Raw genomic sequence first — 15,758 nt, 5'->3', positions numbered from 1 at the left:
CTCCTTGCTCCGCATCGACTATTCCCAACAGCTCGGTGCCGACCCGTCCGCGCCTCCGCCGGGCGCATCCAAAACGACCACGCGAGCACCCAGCAGCTCCGCATCGCGCGGATCGTGCGTGGCCACCACGAGCGCGCGCTTCCCCGCCGCCTCCGCCACCCAAGCCGCCGCGGCGCGATGCGCCGCCTCGTCAAGCCCGGAAAACGGCTCGTCTAGCAACACGATATCGGCGGGCGCCCCGAGGGCGCGCAGAAGCGCCACGCAGCCGCGCTGGCCGCCCGAAAGCGACGATACCGGTGCGCACGCATCCAGACCCGGCGCCAACGCGCCGAGGTTCGCCGCGATATCCGCCATATCGAGCGCACCATTCGCAAAGAGGGCGATGTTCTGAACAGCTGTGGCGCTCTCGATCAAACGCGGTTCCTGGAACCGCATCGCGATACGGCCGCGCACCTCGACCGCGCCCGCCGCGGGCTCGTCGAGGCCGGCGATCATGCGCAGGCACGACGTCTTGCCCGCCCCCGAGGGCGCCATGAGGCAGACGCGCTCTCCTGGCGCCACCGTCAGCGAGACCGGAGCGCACCCGTCATGCGCCGAACGCGCATGCCGCAGGCAAACGGCGCCGCAGCACGTGCCCTCCCCGCTCGATCGCCGAACGCGGGTCGCGATTCGCAGCGCCCATGATGCGCTCTGCGCAAGCACCGCATCCAGCACGCGCTCGCACGCCGTCGACAGCAGCACCACCACCATCGCCCATGCGAACACATCGGCGGTCTCGAGCAGGACCTTCGCCTGGAAGACCTGTTCGCCCACGCTTCCCTGCGAGATGCCGATGAGCTCGGCCGCCACGCCCGCCTTCCAAGCCATGCCAACCGCGCCCGCGCCCGCCGCGCGAAGCGCGGGGACCGTCTGCTGCCAGGTCGAACCGAGCCAGCGGCGCGGCCCGTGAACATCGAAGGCATCGAAGACCTCGCGCTGCTGCGCAGGTGCTGCATCCAGGCCGGCAAGCAGGGGAAAATACAAACTCGGCAGCGCTACCAGCACCACGGCGGCGCACCCCACCCATGCCGAACCGAACCACAGCAGCAACAGCACCGCCGTGCACGCGATGGGAGCGGCGTGCATCACGCGCAAGGGCGGGCGCGCGGCCGCGCGCACGGCATCCCAACGGCGCGACACCCATGCCAGCGGCACAGCTAGCAGATAGGACATCCCAAGCCCCAGCATGATCCGGCCCGCCGACCACAGGATCGCGCGCCGGAACGCCCCGTCGCCCAACCCCGCGACGAGCGCGCCGGCCACCTCGAGAGGACCGGGCAGGACCACCGGAGCCGCGACCGCCCACGAGACGAGCTGCCACACCACGAGCCAGCCCGCCGCGGCGAGCGCCGAGGCACGACCGAACGCAAGGATACGCAGCCGCCTCATGCGCCCTCGCCCGCCTCTACATCAAGGTAGAAGTCCTCTCCCGGCAAGGAACCGCCCACCGATGCGGGATCGGCGTCGTACAGCACCCCGAGGTATCCGCGGAGCGCATCGCGCATCTCGGCTCCCTCGAGGCACACAATGTTGCAGCGCGGAATCGCACGCGCCGCCAGCTCGGCCTTCGCCACGATCCCCGCATCGGCAACCGCCTGCGCCCACGCATCCGGGTGCCGCACCACCTCTGCCGCGCTCGCGCGATGGGCGGCGGCAAACGCGCGCACGGCTTCGGGATGATCGCGCGCAAACGCCCGGCGCACCACCGTCACGCCCGTGACCAGCTTGGAACCGCTCGCACCCGCTGCGCGCTCCCACGCCTCCGCAAGGTCGATACGCGGAGCCAACCGCTCGCTTCGCGCGCAGGCCGCCGTGGCGAAGGGTTCGGGAAGCACGCCGATCCTGTCGGGATCTTCCACGAGCAGCGCCGCGACCTCGTCCGGCGCGCTCTTGAACTCGAGCCGCACCGCATCGGACAACCCCGCCGCATCCAGCAGGTAACGCACCGTATATTCCGGGATGGCGCCCTTGCCCGCGAGGTGCACCGTGGCACCCGCGAGATCCGCCAGCTCCGACACGCGCCCATCGCCCGCGACCACGCTCAACACGCCCAGCGTATTCACGTTGAGCGCCGCTATTCCGCCGCCCGTCTTGGCATACAGGACGCTCGCCATATTGGCCGGCAGAAGCGCGATATCGGCATCGCCGCGCAACAGCCGCGGCGCGGCCTCTTCGATGGAGCCCATGAGCGAGAATGCGGGCGAACCCGGCACCTTGCCGTCTTTTGCCCAGGCCATCAGCGGGACGAGCCCGATCGACGTGGGCCCCTTGAGCGAGGCGATGCGCATCGCGTCGGCGGGCGACCCCGACCCCGGCTGCGCGCCGCCGGAAACTTCGTGCGCACCGCAGCCGGCCATCGCGATGGCCGCGCAAGCCGACGCCGTCGAGCACAGCCAGGCACGCCGCGTCATCATGCCGTTCATTCGCCCACCCCTTACCAGCCGGACGCGACGCCGTCGCGCGCGACCGCTCGAACTTCGTTGAACGCCGACCGACCGATGCGAGCGGCCAGCGTCCGAGGTCCATCGCGCGCCCGCGCGAGAACCGGTACCGTCCTCCCGATGGTAATGCAGCGCGTCCGCGCCGCGCAAACGAAACGCCTCGCTCACGCACGTCCGCCCGCGCCGCGCTTCCATACCCGCGCATATGCATTTGGCGCATTTGTGGGAGGGCGCCGCGAATCCCCGCGCCCCCCGCCAGACACGCCGCCTTCAACGTATAATCGCTGCTGTTCAACCATTTGAAAGGCATGTTATGACCCTGCGCGACACCCTGCATATCCCGCACCACGTCCCTCGCCCCGAGCTGCTCGCCCCCGCCGGCGGCCCCGCGCCCTTCGCCGCCGCGCTCGCCGCCGGCGCCGATGCCATCTACTGCGGCATGGGCTCGTTCAACGCCCGCCGCAAGGCCGACAACTTCACCGACGATACGTTCGAGGCCGCCTGCCGCGCCGCGCACCTCGCCGGCGCACGCGTCTACGTGACTGTGAACATCGTCATCAAGGACGAGGAGATGCTCGAGGCGCTCGAGCTCGTCCGCCGCTCCGCGCGCCTGGGTGCCGACGCCTTCATCATCCAGGACTGGGGCCTCTTCCGCGAGGTGCGCCGCCTCATGCCGCAGATCGAAACGCACGTCTCCACGCAGGCGAACATCCACGACGCCCGCGGCACCGCCTGGTGCCGCGATGCCGGCGCGGATCGCGTCACGCTTTCACGCGAGCTCTCCGTGGCCGAGATAGCCCAGATCTCGCAGGTCGGCATCGACCTCGAGGTGTTCGCCCATGGAGCCATCTGCTTTTGCTATTCCGGCGTCTGCCTGCTGTCGAGCTTCGCCCGCGCGGGCCGTTCCGCCAACCGCGGCATGTGCGCCCAACCCTGCCGCCTGCCCTACGAGCTCGTTAACGAACAGGGCCGCGTGCTCTCGCCCGCAAACCGCGAGCGCCCGCTGTGCCCGCGTGACACCAACACGTCCGAGATGGTCTCCGAGCTGCTCGATGCCGGCGCCGCCGCACTCAAGCTCGAGGGCCGCATGAAGGCCCCGGACTACGTTTACTCCATCGTTGACGTATACCGCCGCCAGCTCGACGACATCCTGGCCGGACGCCGCACGGACCCCGAGAGCGCCCAAGCGCGGGCGCGCCAGCTCAAGCGCTGCTTCAACCGCGATTTCACCACCGAGTACCAGCACGGCGCCTCGGGTGACGAGATGATGAGCTACGAACGGTCGAATAACCGCGGCCAGCTGGTTGGCGAGGTGCTGGGCAGCGCGCCCGCGCGCCGTGACGTTCGCGGCCTGCACCCCGACGACCGCCGCCGTCGCGCCGCCGTCGCACGGATCCGCCTCTTCGAGCCCGTTGGGAAAGGCGACTTGCTCGAGCTTCGCCACGACGACGAGTTCGACCAATTCCTCACCACGATCGCGCCAGAAGACGCGCAGACGGGCGAAACCATCCAGTGCGATATCCCGCGCGCCATGCCCGCGGGTAGCCGCGTTCGCATCATTCGCAGCCAAAGCGCCATCGATACGGCAAACGCCGTGCTCAAGCGCGATATCCCGCGCAAGCGCCCCGTACACGTGAAGGTGCGCGCCCGTCTGGGCGAACCCTTCGCCGTCGCGCTCTCCTGCGTCGACGATGATAGCCGTGCGGCCGAGGCTACCGGCTTCATCGTGGAAGCCGCTCGGACACGCGCCGTCACCCGCGACGACCTCGTCGAGCACGTGGGCCGCATGGGCTCCTCGCCTTTTGAGGCGGCGTCCTTCGACATCGATATGGACGATACCTGCGGCATGGGCTTCTCGGCCGTACACAAGGTTCGCGCCGCCGCCTGCGCCGCACTCGAAGAGGCGCTTCTCGCTCCATACGCTTCACGCGACCGCGAACTGGGTCGTTTGGATGACATCGCCGGACGCGCCTGTATCGCGCGCGAAGGCGCCGGCGTTGACACCGTCGCCGTCGATACCGAATCCGACTCCCGGCGCGCCGTCCTATGCGTGACGGCCCTGAGCCTCGAAGCCGCCCGGACCGCGCGAGAGCACGGCGCCGACGCCATCTATCTCACGGCAGACACGCTCGCTGCAAGCGATATCCAGCCGCATGAGATCCTGGAACTTGGGATCGTCCCCGTGCTCGACGAGGTGTGCCGCGAGGCGGACCACGCTCGCCTAGACCCCTGGATCATCCCGGACGCGCCCGTTGCCGTCGGCACTATATCCGAGCTCGCATTGGCATCGACTCGAGGCGCCCGTGCCCAGCTACGTTCCTGCATCCCCGTGCACAACCTCGCATGCGCGACCATGCTTGCTGAATCCGGCGCACAGCTCGCCTGGCTCTCACCCGAACTGACCCTCGCCGAGATCGAGCGCTTCGCTCCCTCAGCGCCCCTTGCCTTCGGTATCGAGGTATATGGCAGGCCGCGCGTGATGACGAGCGAGCACTGCATCCTCCAGGTTGCCAACGCCTGCATCCACGACTGCACGCGCTGCGGACTGCGCCGCCAACGCCTCTGGCTGCGAAACATCGACGGCAAGATGCTTCCCGTAACCACCGACATCCACGGCCGCTCCCACCTCTACGACGGCACGCCGATCGACCTTACCCCCCAGATTCCGCAGCTCCTCTCCGCCGGCGTATCCCACTTCATGGTAGACGCCACCCTTATGGACGAAGACGAGCTCAAGCGCACCGTCGTCCACGCGCGCCGCGCCCTTGACGCCGCCCTCGCCGGGCGAACCCCGACCAAACGCCTTCCCGGCACCTCGACCGGCTGCCTCTTCGTAGGCGTAGAGTAAACGCGCCGAATCCCGGCGCCTCGCACCAATCGGTACGCTAAAACGCGCGATTCGCCCTCCTTAAGGTGCGGACCGCGCGTTTTTGTATCTCGCAAGAAACCGTGCGAGCACCGCTATCCTATTTGGAAGCGTCTTCTCGCGCCCCGGCCTATTCCTCTTCCGGATAGACGACGCCCCAATCGGAGCGCAGCTTTGTCATGGTCTCCATGACATCCGCCGAGAGCTCGATGAGTTCGCGCTTCGACGCGTCGCCCGCCACGGCGCTCTCCAGGTCCGCGATCTCATAGCACAGTGCATACGCCTCGACGCCCGCCTGGACCTCTTCGCGGCGCCCGTCCGCCGTCCACGTGATGACGGCTCTGTCGGCGCGGGGATACGCCATCACCTCGATGTAGCAATCATCGAAGCAGATCGTCGCGCGCTTTGGCTGCTTCGCATGCATGGACAGAGAGAAGACGCCGAGTTGGCCCTCGACGTTGCGCGTGACAAAACCGCTCTCCTCGTCGACGCCCGTGGAGAACACGTTCGCCAGGGATACGACCTCATGCGGTTGGGTTTCCATGAACAGACGGGCGACAGACAGCGCGTAGACGCCGATATCCAGCATCGCGCCGCCGGCCAGGCCCCTATTCCAGAACCGATTCGAGAGGTCATCGTAGCTGTGATAGCTGCCGAAGTTCACCTGGGCCAGACGCATGCGACCAAATTCACCGGAGTCCATGCGGCGGCGCAGCACGGTGTAGAGCGGCATGTGGAGGACCGTGGTGGCATCCATAAGAACGACGCCGTGCTCGCGCGCGATGATTTGAGCCGTCGCGAGCTCGGTGGAGTTGAGCGTGATCGATTTCTCGCACAACACGTGCTTGCCCGCGCTCAAAACGATACGCAGATATTCGATATGGGTGTTATGGGGGGTCGTGATATAAACGGCATCAAGATCGGGGTCGGCGCAGAGCTCCTCGATGGACTCGTACACGCGCGCGACGGCGAAGCGCTCGGCAAAACCGACCGCCTTCTCCTGCGTGCGGTTCCAAACACCATGCAGCAAACGACCGGCAAGCGCCAGCGATTGAGCCATCTGATTCGCGATCACGCCGCAACCAACGACCGCCCAGCGCAGCTGAGGAGCAGAGAAGACGTCGAAGGGAAACGGCTTACCCTCAACCGCAGCGAACGCCGCCTTGGCCGCAGCAGCCGCATCCAGCGGTGCGGCCTGGGCGCCCAACGTATCAGCCATAACAAACCCCTTATCAAACGGAGGGTCAAGTTGCCACGATTGTATCGCGAGCGCATCGCGTTGGTACGCCAGATTGAGTATTTTCTTTCACTTTCCTATTGGTTCTTGCAAATTCCCTTCATGCAGAACACGGCTATCTCGCCACGATGTCCCGCCTAGACAAAAAAACGGACCCGTAGGTCCGTAAACGTAGGGCGACCCCGGGAGGATTCCCGAAAGGTGCTCTAAGAGGCAAAGCCTCGAACACACCCGAAGGGAACCTCCCGGGGTCGCCCGGCGGGAGTTCTTAGGACCTAATCCTTAGAACTTGTGACCGCACTTCTTGCAGATGCGCAGCTTGGTCTTGTGACCGTCGAGCTCGCCGGCCTCGTGGCCAACGCGGGTGCGCTGGTTGCACTTGGGGCAAACGAGGTTGACGTTGGAAGCGTCGATAGCAGCCTCCTGCGGAACGATACCGCCCTGCTGGTTCTGCTGGTTGGGCTTGACGGCCTTCTTGACGATGGCGACGCCCTCGACAACGACCTTGCCCTCCTTGGGGAGCGCGCGCAGAACGATGCCCTGCTTGCCGCGATCCTTGCCGGAGAGCACCTCGACCTTGTCGCCCTTCTTGATGGACATAGACATAGTGGTCTCCCCTAACTACAGGGTCTCGGGTGCGAGCGAGACGATCTTCATGTACTTCTTATCACGAAGTTCGCGAGCGACGGGCCCGAAGATACGGGTGCCGACGGGCGAACCGTCGTCCTTGATGACGACGCAAGCGTTGTCATCAAAGCGGATGTAGGAACCGTCCTTGCGACGGACCTCCTTCACGGTGCGAACGACGACGCACTTGACAACGTCCTTCTTCTTGACGTTGGCGCCAGGCGTAGCCTCCTGCACGGCAGCGACGATGACGTCGCCGATTCCCGCATAGCGGCGCTTGGAACCGCCAAGCACCTTGATGCAGCGAACCTTGCGTGCGCCGGAGTTGTCGGCGACGTTCAGCATGGTTTGCATTTGAATCATGGTAGTTCCTCCGAACCTAGACCAGCGAGAGGTGCGCCGCCCGTAACGGCAGCCGATGGCTGCCAGAGCAGGCGCACATCGCTGGGGGTATTACACGTCGTGCTTACTTGGCGCGCTCGATGATCTCGACGAGACGCCAACGCTTCATCTTGGACAGAGGACGGGTCTCCATAACCTTGACGGTGTCGCCGAGGCCGGCCGTGCACTCCTCGTCATGGGCGTGGAGCTTCTTGGTGCTGGTCATCATCTTGCCATACTTGGGATGACGCTTGCGCTCGGTGATCTGGACAACGATGGTCTTGTTGCCCGAGATGGAGACGACAACGCCCTGACGGACCTTGCGCGTGTTGCGCGCTTCAGTCGTTTCAGCCATGTTCTACTCCTGAAATCTACTCGGTGACAGCGGACTTCTCCGCTGCGATCTGACGGGCGCGCTGCTCGGTGAGGATACGTGCGATATCCTTCTTCACGGTCGAAACGCGAGAAGTGTTGTCCAGCTGGCTGGTGGCCATCTGGAAGCGAAGGTTGAAGAGCTCGGCACGGTTCTCTTTCAGCTTCTCAACGAGCTGCTCGTCCGAAAGCTCACGAATCTCTGCGGGCTTCATTACTTAGCCTCCCCGTCCTGATTAGCGCGGGTAATGATCTTGGTCTTGATGGGCAGCTTGTGCTGAGCAAGACGCAGGGCCTCGCGGGCGATCTCCTCGGAGACGCCGGCGATCTCGAACATAACGCGGCCCGGCTTGACGACGGCCACCCACTCCTCGGGGTTACCCTTACCAGAACCCATGCGGGTCTCCGCAGGCTTCTTCGTGATGGGCTTGTCCGGGAAGATGGTGATGTAGACCTTACCGCCACGCTTCATGTAGCGGGTCATGGCGATACGAGCGGCCTCGATCTGACGGTTGGTGATCCAGTGACGCTCGAGAGCCTGGATACCGAACTCACCAAAGTGGAGCTGGGTGTTGCCCTTGGCCTGGCCCTTCATGGAGCCACGCTGCACCTTACGGTGGAGAATACGCTTAGGAGCAAGCACTACTGACCCCTCCTCTCGTTATTACGACGACGAGGACGGGAAGAGCCCTCGAGAGCCGGGTTGGGAACAGGCTGGCCCGGGAGCTTCTCGCCCAGGTAGATCCAGACCTTGATACCGCAGGAACCCATGGTGGTGTGTGCGGTGGCGGTGCCGTAATCGATCTTGGCACGCAGGGTGTGCAGCGGCACGCGACCCTCGCGGTACCACTCGCGACGGCCCATCTCGGCGCCACCCAGACGACCGGAGCACTGGATACGGATACCCTTGGCGCCGGCCTTGCGAGCGGACTGAACAGCCTTGCGCATGGCGCGACGGAAGGCCACGCGGCCCTCGAGCTGCTCGGCGATGGACTGGGCAACGAGGTTGGCGTCCAGCTCGGGGCGCTTGATCTCGATGACGTCGACGGAGAGCTGGCCCTTCTCGACGCCAGCAACCTTCTCGAGCTCGGTGCGGAGGCCGTCGATCTCGGCGCCCTTCTTACCGATGACGATGCCGGGGCGGGCGGTGAGGATGATGACCTTCACCTTGTCGCCGGCGCGCTCGATCTCGACGCGGGAGACAGCGGCACGGGAGAGGCGCTTGCTCAGGAACTTGCGGATCTCGAGGTCGTTACCGAGGGTCTCGGCATAGTTCTTCTCGGCGAACCAGCGGGAGCGCCAGTTCTCGGTGATGCCGAGACGGAAACCAGTGGGGTAAACTTTCTGACCCATGACGCTTATGCCTCCTTTCGAGGAGCGACGATGATGGTAATGTGGCTGGTGCGCTTGAGGATGCGGGAAGCGGAGCCCTTAGCGCGAGGACGGATACGCTTGAGCGAGGGACCCTCGTCAACGTAGGCGGCCTTCACGACCAGATCCTGGGCGCGCATCTGGTTGTTGTTCTCAGCGTTGGCCACGGCGGAGCGGAGAACCTTCTCCACGTCCACGGCGACGTGGCGATCGCAGAAATGCAGGATATCGAAGGCGGCCGCGACGGACTTGCCACGGACCAGATCGACGACCAGACGAGCCTTGCCCGGGGAGACGCGCACGTACTTGGCCGTGGCGCGGACCTCGCGGCTCGCGATGTCGGTAGACTTAGTTGCCATTTACGTAGACCCCCTATTTGGCCTTGTGGGCACGGAACGTACGGGTCGGCGCGAACTCGCCGAGCTTATGACCAACCATGGACTCCGTGACGTACACGGGGACATGCTTGCGGCCGTCGTGGACGGCGATGGTGTGGCCAACCATCTCGGGGAAGATGGTGGACGCGCGGGACCAGGTCTTCACGACGTCCTTCTTGCCGGCCTCGTTCATCGCGATGATACGCGAGAGGAGGCGAGCCTCTACGAACGGGCCCTTTTTGAGACTTCTGCTCATAAGTGCTAACTCCTAAAACTCGGTATCGAACTACTTCTTGCGACGACGGATGATGAGGTCGTTGGAGACCTTCTTCTTCTTGCGGGTACGATAGCCCTTCGTCGGCTTGCCCCACGGAGTAACGGAGGGACGACCAGAGGTGTGGTTCTTGCCCTCGCCACCGCCGTGCGGGTGGTCGACCGGGTTCATGACCGTACCGCGGACGGTCGGGCGGATACCGAGGTGACGGCTACGGCCAGCCTTGCCGATGACGATGTTGGAGTGCTCGGCGTTGCCGACCTCACCAACGGTAGCGCGGCAGGTGAGCAGGATGCGACGCATCTCGGAAGAGGGCATGCGCACGATGGCGTACTTGCCCTCCTTGCCCATGAGCTGGCAGGCGGTACCGGCGGAACGAGCGATCGCAGCGCCCTTGCTGGGCTGGAACTCGATCGCGTGGATCAGGGTACCGACGGGAATCTCGGAGAGCGGCATGGCGTTGCCGGGCTTGATGTCGGCGCCCACGCCGGAGATGACGGTGTCGCCAACCTTGAGGCCCTTGGGGGCCAGGATGTAGCGCTTCTCACCGTCGACGTAGTGGAGCAGAGCGATGCGCGCGGAGCGGTTGGGGTCGTACTCGATGGTGGCAACCTTGGCGGGCACGCCGTCCTTGTTGCGCTTGAAGTCGATGCGACGATACTGACGCTTGTGGCCGCCGCCCTGGTGACGGACGGTGATGCGACCCTTGTTGTTACGACCAGCCTTCTTGGGAAGCGGCTCGAGGAGCGACTTCTCGGGCTTGGTGCAGGTGATCTCGGAGAAGTCCGAGATCGTCTGCCAGCGGCGACCTGCGCTGGTCGGCTTAAGATGCTTTACAGCCATTACTAAATCCCTTTCGAATCAATCCGCTCGCCACCACAAGCTGGGACTGCGGGTGTGGTGACACCGGATTTACCACGGTACCGGGCGTGTCTACTCTAAATGCCCGATACACTGCGCTTCTGATGCCTCCCTTTCGGGAGGCCACCAAAAGCATTGCACGACCTCGATCTTTAGGCCTGGTTGCCGAAGATCTCGATGGAATCGCCCTCGGCGACGGTCACGATGGCCTTCTTCCAAGAGCGGGTCTTGCCGGTAACGTAGCGCACGCGCTTGTTCTTGGGCTTGACCATGAGGGTGTTCACGCGGGTGACCTTGACGTTGAAGATCTCCTCGACGGCATCCTTGATCTGGTACTTGTTCGCGTCGCGAGCGACCTCGAACGTGTACTTGTTCTGCTCCATGGCGGAGAAGGAACGCTCGGAAACGACCGGGCGAATGATCACGTTATGTGCGTCCATTATGCGAGCACCTCCCCGAAGTGATTCGCGACGTCGGCGGGCATCAGCAGAGCGCCGTTGTTGATGAGGTCATAGGTGTTGGCCTCGTCCGGCGTGATGATCCACGTCTTGGGGATGTTGCGGAAGGACAGGTAGGCGTTGATGTCGTCCTCGCGCACGATGATCGTGAGGCGCTTGCCCTCGAGGCCCAGGGCCTTGAGCATGGCAACAGCGGCCTTGGTGGACGGCTTCTCGAAGCCGTAGTCGTCGACGAGAACGAGCTCGTTGTCGCGAACCTTAGCGGAAAGCGCGGAACGCATGGCGAGCTTGACCTCTTTGTTGTTCATACGCTTGGCGTAGGAGCGGGGCTTCGGAGCGAAGACCACGCCGCCGTGACGCCACTGCGGCGAACGGGTGGAACCCTGGCGGGCACGACCGGTGCCTTTCTGACGCCACGGCTTCTTGCCGCCGCCGGAGACCTCGGAACGGGTCTTGGCGGACTGGGTGCCCTGACGCCAGCATGCCTGCTGGCACGTAACGATGTGGTGCATGACGTGGAGGTTCGGCTCGATGCCGTAGACCTCGGCAGCGAGCTCGGCCTCTGCGACCTTTGCGCCCTCGCTGTTCTTTACTTCAAACTTAGACATGTGGTTGTTCTCCTTGGTATGACTCTGGGCTTAAAAAGGGTTCGTGGCCCTTAAGCCATACGGATGGCGACCAGACCGTTCTTGGCACCGGGCACTGCGCCCTTGACAAGAATGAGGTTCTGCTCGGCATCGACGCGGACAACGGAAAGGTTCTTGACAGTCACGCGCTCATTGCCCATGTGACCTGCCATCTTGACGCCCTTGAGGACGCGAGCGGGGTAGGCGCACTGGCCGATGGAGCCGGAGCTGCGGTGGAAGTGGGAACCATGGCCCATGGGACCACGACCCTGGCCCCAGCGCTTGATGCGGCCCTGGAAGCCCTTACCCTTGGAGGTGCCGATGACGTCGACCTTGGCGGTGTCGGCAAAGTCGGCAACGGTAACGACGTCGCCAACCTTGTGCTCCTCACCGTTGGCCACGCGGACCTCGCGGAGGAAACGAACGGGCTCGACGCCAGCCTTGGCGAAGTGACCAGCCATGGGCTTGTTCACATGCTTGGACTTGATGTCGCCGAAACCGATCTGAACGGCGTTGTAGCCGTCGGTCGCCTCAGTTTTAACCTGCGAGACGGTGCAGGGGCCAGCCTGGATGACCGTGACGGGAACGATGTTGTCGTTCTCGTCCCAAACCTGGGTCATGCCGATCTTGCGGCCGAGAATCATGCTGATCATGTACGATCTCCAACTCTCGGTGGTCTTGGGACACTGCGAACACCCCTTGTGTTCGCCCCTAGAGGACCACTACTAACATCTGCGTCCGCCGGTTTGCATTCGCCTTTCCATCCCAGTCCACGCAACCCTATGTGGCCTGGTTTTTCCAGACAGAATCCTCCCCTTCACGGGCACAGCTTGATTAGTATACACGTGCTCGGGCGTTTCCATAGTGCTTCATAAAGTCTTCGCATTGCGTGAGCTTGGGCTTTTCGCGTCATGCCCCAGCTGGACGCGCGCACGTCGAAAACGCAAAGGGCCCGGCGATGCACGAAGCACCGCCGGGCCGCCCTGAGAGAGGGGACGGATTCGGGGCGAAGGAGTAGCTACTTGCTTGCGAGCTTCGCCTGTGCCGCGGCCAGACGCGCGAGCGGCACCCGGTAGGGCGAGCAGCTCACGTAATCCACGCCGGCCACGTTGAAGAACTGGGGGATGGAGGCGGGGTCGCCGCCGTGCTCGCCGCACACGCCGGCATGGAGCTGCGGGCGGGCGGACCTGCCGCGCTCGACCGCCATGCGCACGAGCTCGAGGACCGCGGGGTCGATCGTCTCGAACGGATTTACCTCCAGCACCTTCTTGTGCAGGTAGGTGGGTATGAACCGTGCCTCGGCATCGTCGCGCGAGAACCCGAACGCGGTCTGCGTGAGATCGTTCGTGCCGAAGCAGAAGAAGTCCGCGTGCTCGGCGATACGGTCGGCCACCAGGCAGGCGCGCGGCAGCTCGACCATCGTTCCCACGGGAATGTCCAGCGCGACGCCGTACTCCTCGCCCACGGCCGCCAAAACGTCCTCGATGACGCGGCGCACCTGCACGTGCTCCTCGGTGATGGACACGAGCGGCACCATGATCTCCGGCCGCGGATCGAGCCCCTCGTCACGCTTGAGCTGCGCGGCGGCCGATGCGATCGCGCGAACCTGCATGAGCGGGAGCTCGGGATAGACGATGGAGAGCCTCACGCCGCGCAGGCCCAGCATGGGATTGGACTCCCTCATGCCGTCGATGCGGTGCAAGAGCTCGCGAGCGGCTGCAAGCGCAGCGCCGTCCTCCCCCGCCGCCTCGCGGCGCGCGATGTCGACCTCGAGTTCGCGCGGATCATCCAGGAACTCGTGGAGGGGCGGATCGAGCAGGCGCACCACCACGGAGCGGCCGTCCATCACACGGAACATCTCTATAAAGTCCTCGGTTTGGACACGGAGCAGCTCCTGGACGGCGCGCTCGCGAACCTGCGGCTCCTCGCTCAAGATGAAGTCCTGGATGATGCGCTTGCGCTCGCCCAGGAACATATGCTCGGTGCGGCACAAGCCGATGGCCTCGGCGCCGAACTCGAGCGCCAGGCGCGCATCGGCGGGGTTGTCCGCATTCACGCGCACGTGGTAGGCGCGACCGCCTTCCTCGCTCAAGCGGATCTGGTCGGCCCATCCGAGAACCGTCTCGAGGTCGCCGGTGAGCTCGGCCGAGACCAGCGGAACGGCGCCCGCCACCACGGTGCCGCGCGCGCCGTCGATGGAGATGACGTCGCCTTCGCGCAGCACGATATCGGTACCCTCGACATGCACCTCCTTCGCAGCCGCATCGATACGGAAGCGCTCCACGCCGCATACGCAGGGCGTGCCCATGCCGCGGGCGATCACGGCGGCGTGGCTCGTCTTGCCGCCATGGCTGGTGAGGATGCCCTCCGCCACCGTCATGCCCTTCAGGTCATCGGGATTGGTCTCCCAGCGCACCAGGATGACGCGGCGCCCCTCCTCGACCGCGGCCACCGCGTCGTTGGAGGAGAACACGATCTCGCCCACCGCGGCGCCGGGGCTCGCATTGAGGCCGCGAGCCAGCACGTCGTAGGTCGCCGTGGCATCGAACTGCGGATGCAGCAGCTGGTCGAGCTGGGCGGGATTGATGCGCGCCACGGCCTCCTCGCGCGTGATGAGGCCCTCGTCCACCATATCGATGGCGATCTTGAGGGCCGCCGCGGCGGTGCGCTTGCCCACGCGCGTCTGCAGCATCCACAGCTTGCCCTGCTCGATGGTGAACTCGATATCGCACATATCGCGGTAATGCCCCTCGAGGACGCCGAAGATGCGCTCCAGCTCCTCGCCCGCCTCGGCTAGCGCCGGATTCTTCTTGAGATCGGCGATCGGTTCGGTGTTGCGGATGCCCGCCACGACGTCCTCGCCCTGGGCGTTCACCAGGAAGTCGCCGTAGAATTCCCGCGTGCCGTCGGCGGCGTTTCGCGTGAAGGCCACGCCCGTCGCCGAGGTATCGCCCTTGTTGCCGAACACCATGGCCTGGACGTTCACAGCGGTGCCCAGGTCGTCCGAGATGCCGTTCTGCTTGCGGTAGAGGCAGGCGCGCTCGTTCATCCAGCTGCCGAAGACGGCCTGGATGGCCAGGCGCAGCTGCAGCGCGGGGTCGGAGGGGAAGGCCACCGCGCCGCGCTCGTCGACCAGCTCGGGATGATCGGACGCCGACACCTCGCGTGCGAAGATCTTCTTGAACTCGCCGACGAGCTCCTGCAGGTCATCAGCCGAAAGCTCGCTATCCTGGCGCACGCCCGCGGCGAGGCGCTGCGTGGTGAGCGCGTTCTCGAAGAGGTCGGCATCGACGCCCAGCACCACGTTCGAGAACATCTGGATGAAACGGCGGTAACTATCCCATGCGAAGCGCGGGTTGCCCGTCTGCGCGATGAGGCCCTGGACCGACGCATCGTTCAGACCCAGGTTGAGCACCGTATCCATCATGCCGGGCATGGAGAAGGGGGCGCCCGATCGCACCGAGACGAGCAGCGGGTCGGCCGCGTCGCCGAGGCGCTTGCCCATGCGCTCTTCCAAATCGAGGCGCGCCGCATCGATCTGATCGAGGGCGCCCGCCGGCCACTCGTTGCCCGCGCCGGCATATGCGACGCAGGTCTGGCAGGTGATGGTGAAACCGGGAGGGACCGGCAAGCCGATCCTGCTCATCTCGGCCAGGTTCGCACCCTTGCCGCCCAGCACGAAATTCATGCTCGCGTCGCCCTCGGTGACGTCGACGCCGGTCGCGTTGGCGCCAAACCGGTAGACACGCTGTTCCTCGGTCACGATAACCTCCTGTTCTGCGGCGGAATCCCGCCTGTGAGCACGTAAGCGCCCAACGCCGTTGGACA

General features: G+C 65.0%; 17 protein-coding genes. 1 reads left to right on the top strand and 16 read right to left on the bottom strand.

Features of this window, described 5'->3' with window-relative positions:
* Positions 1-18: 18 nt before the first annotated feature.
* Positions 19-1,428 (bottom strand): ATP-binding cassette domain-containing protein, encoded by a 1,410-nt coding sequence (locus E4J93_RS00585; RefSeq protein WP_147587541.1) that lies wholly within the window; start codon positions 1,426-1,428, stop codon positions 19-21.
* Entirely contained in the window at positions 1,425-2,462 is a 1,038-nt protein-coding gene (locus E4J93_RS00580; protein ID WP_147587540.1) for an ABC transporter substrate-binding protein, read from the bottom strand. The genes E4J93_RS00585 and E4J93_RS00580 overlap by 4 nt, the downstream gene beginning before the upstream one ends.
* Before the next feature lie 331 nt (positions 2,463-2,793).
* On the opposite strand from E4J93_RS00580, the gene E4J93_RS00575 reads away from it, so the two are divergent.
* Positions 2,794-5,328 (top strand): U32 family peptidase, encoded by a 2,535-nt coding sequence (locus E4J93_RS00575; RefSeq protein WP_147587539.1) that lies wholly within the window; start codon positions 2,794-2,796, stop codon positions 5,326-5,328.
* Between the two features lie 148 nt (positions 5,329-5,476).
* Here the strand turns inward: E4J93_RS00575 and E4J93_RS00570 are convergent, their stop codons facing one another.
* From E4J93_RS00570 to ppdK, 14 genes are all read right to left on the bottom strand, one after another.
* A complete protein-coding gene (locus E4J93_RS00570) occupies positions 5,477-6,565 on the bottom strand; it encodes a Gfo/Idh/MocA family protein (protein WP_147587538.1) in 1,089 nt (362 codons plus the stop codon).
* Between the two features lie 300 nt (positions 6,566-6,865).
* Entirely contained in the window at positions 6,866-7,189 is a 324-nt protein-coding gene (gene rplX / locus E4J93_RS00565) for a 50S ribosomal protein L24 (RefSeq protein ID WP_222705665.1), read from the bottom strand.
* Between the two features lie 15 nt (positions 7,190-7,204).
* Positions 7,205-7,573, bottom strand: a complete 369-nt coding sequence (rplN, locus tag E4J93_RS00560; protein ID WP_147587537.1) for a 50S ribosomal protein L14 — start codon at positions 7,571-7,573, stop codon at positions 7,205-7,207.
* A gap of 103 nt (positions 7,574-7,676) precedes the next feature.
* Complete coding sequence (gene rpsQ, locus E4J93_RS00555) at positions 7,677-7,946, bottom strand: 30S ribosomal protein S17 (protein WP_147587536.1); 270 nt, start codon at positions 7,944-7,946, stop codon at positions 7,677-7,679.
* 16 nt (positions 7,947-7,962) lie between these two features.
* Positions 7,963-8,178 carry a 50S ribosomal protein L29 gene (gene rpmC / locus E4J93_RS00550; RefSeq protein ID WP_147587535.1) on the bottom strand — a complete coding sequence of 72 codons (216 nt, stop codon included), beginning with the start codon at positions 8,176-8,178 and terminating at the stop codon, positions 7,963-7,965.
* A complete protein-coding gene (gene rplP, locus E4J93_RS00545) occupies positions 8,178-8,606 on the bottom strand; it encodes a 50S ribosomal protein L16 (RefSeq protein WP_147587534.1) in 429 nt (142 codons plus the stop codon). The genes rpmC and rplP overlap by 1 nt, the downstream gene beginning before the upstream one ends.
* Positions 8,606-9,316 (bottom strand): 30S ribosomal protein S3, encoded by a 711-nt coding sequence (gene rpsC, locus E4J93_RS00540; RefSeq protein ID WP_147587533.1) that lies wholly within the window; start codon positions 9,314-9,316, stop codon positions 8,606-8,608. Before rpsC ends, rplP begins: the two co-directional genes overlap by 1 nt.
* Before the next feature lie 5 nt (positions 9,317-9,321).
* On the bottom strand, positions 9,322-9,693 hold the full coding sequence (gene rplV, locus E4J93_RS00535) for a 50S ribosomal protein L22 (protein ID WP_147587532.1): 372 nt from the start codon (positions 9,691-9,693) through the stop codon (positions 9,322-9,324).
* A 13-nt stretch (positions 9,694-9,706) separates the two neighbouring features.
* Entirely contained in the window at positions 9,707-9,967 is a 261-nt protein-coding gene (rpsS, locus tag E4J93_RS00530) for a 30S ribosomal protein S19 (RefSeq protein WP_006723048.1), read from the bottom strand.
* A 30-nt stretch (positions 9,968-9,997) separates the two neighbouring features.
* Positions 9,998-10,828 carry a 50S ribosomal protein L2 gene (gene rplB, locus E4J93_RS00525; protein ID WP_147587531.1) on the bottom strand — a complete coding sequence of 277 codons (831 nt, stop codon included), beginning with the start codon at positions 10,826-10,828 and terminating at the stop codon, positions 9,998-10,000.
* Positions 10,829-10,998: 170 nt separating this feature from the next.
* Positions 10,999-11,286 carry a 50S ribosomal protein L23 gene (gene rplW / locus E4J93_RS00520; RefSeq protein WP_147587530.1) on the bottom strand — a complete coding sequence of 96 codons (288 nt, stop codon included), beginning with the start codon at positions 11,284-11,286 and terminating at the stop codon, positions 10,999-11,001.
* Positions 11,286-11,912, bottom strand: a complete 627-nt coding sequence (gene rplD / locus E4J93_RS00515) for a 50S ribosomal protein L4 (RefSeq protein WP_147587529.1) — start codon at positions 11,910-11,912, stop codon at positions 11,286-11,288. Before rplD ends, rplW begins: the two co-directional genes overlap by 1 nt.
* Positions 11,913-11,962: 50 nt before the next feature.
* Entirely contained in the window at positions 11,963-12,583 is a 621-nt protein-coding gene (rplC, locus tag E4J93_RS00510) for a 50S ribosomal protein L3 (RefSeq protein WP_147587528.1), read from the bottom strand.
* Positions 12,584-12,948: 365 nt separating this feature from the next.
* Positions 12,949-15,693: a pyruvate, phosphate dikinase gene (gene ppdK, locus E4J93_RS00505; RefSeq protein ID WP_147587527.1), complete on the bottom strand. Its 2,745-nt coding sequence runs from the start codon at positions 15,691-15,693 to the stop codon at positions 12,949-12,951.
* Positions 15,694-15,758: the final 65 nt, after the last annotated feature.

Origin of the sequence: Collinsella sp. BA40 (genome assembly GCF_008014645.1) — a bacterium.
Classification (GTDB): Bacteria; Actinomycetota; Coriobacteriia; order Coriobacteriales; family Coriobacteriaceae; genus Collinsella.
This window is presented reverse-complemented; position numbering and strand designations above follow the sequence as displayed.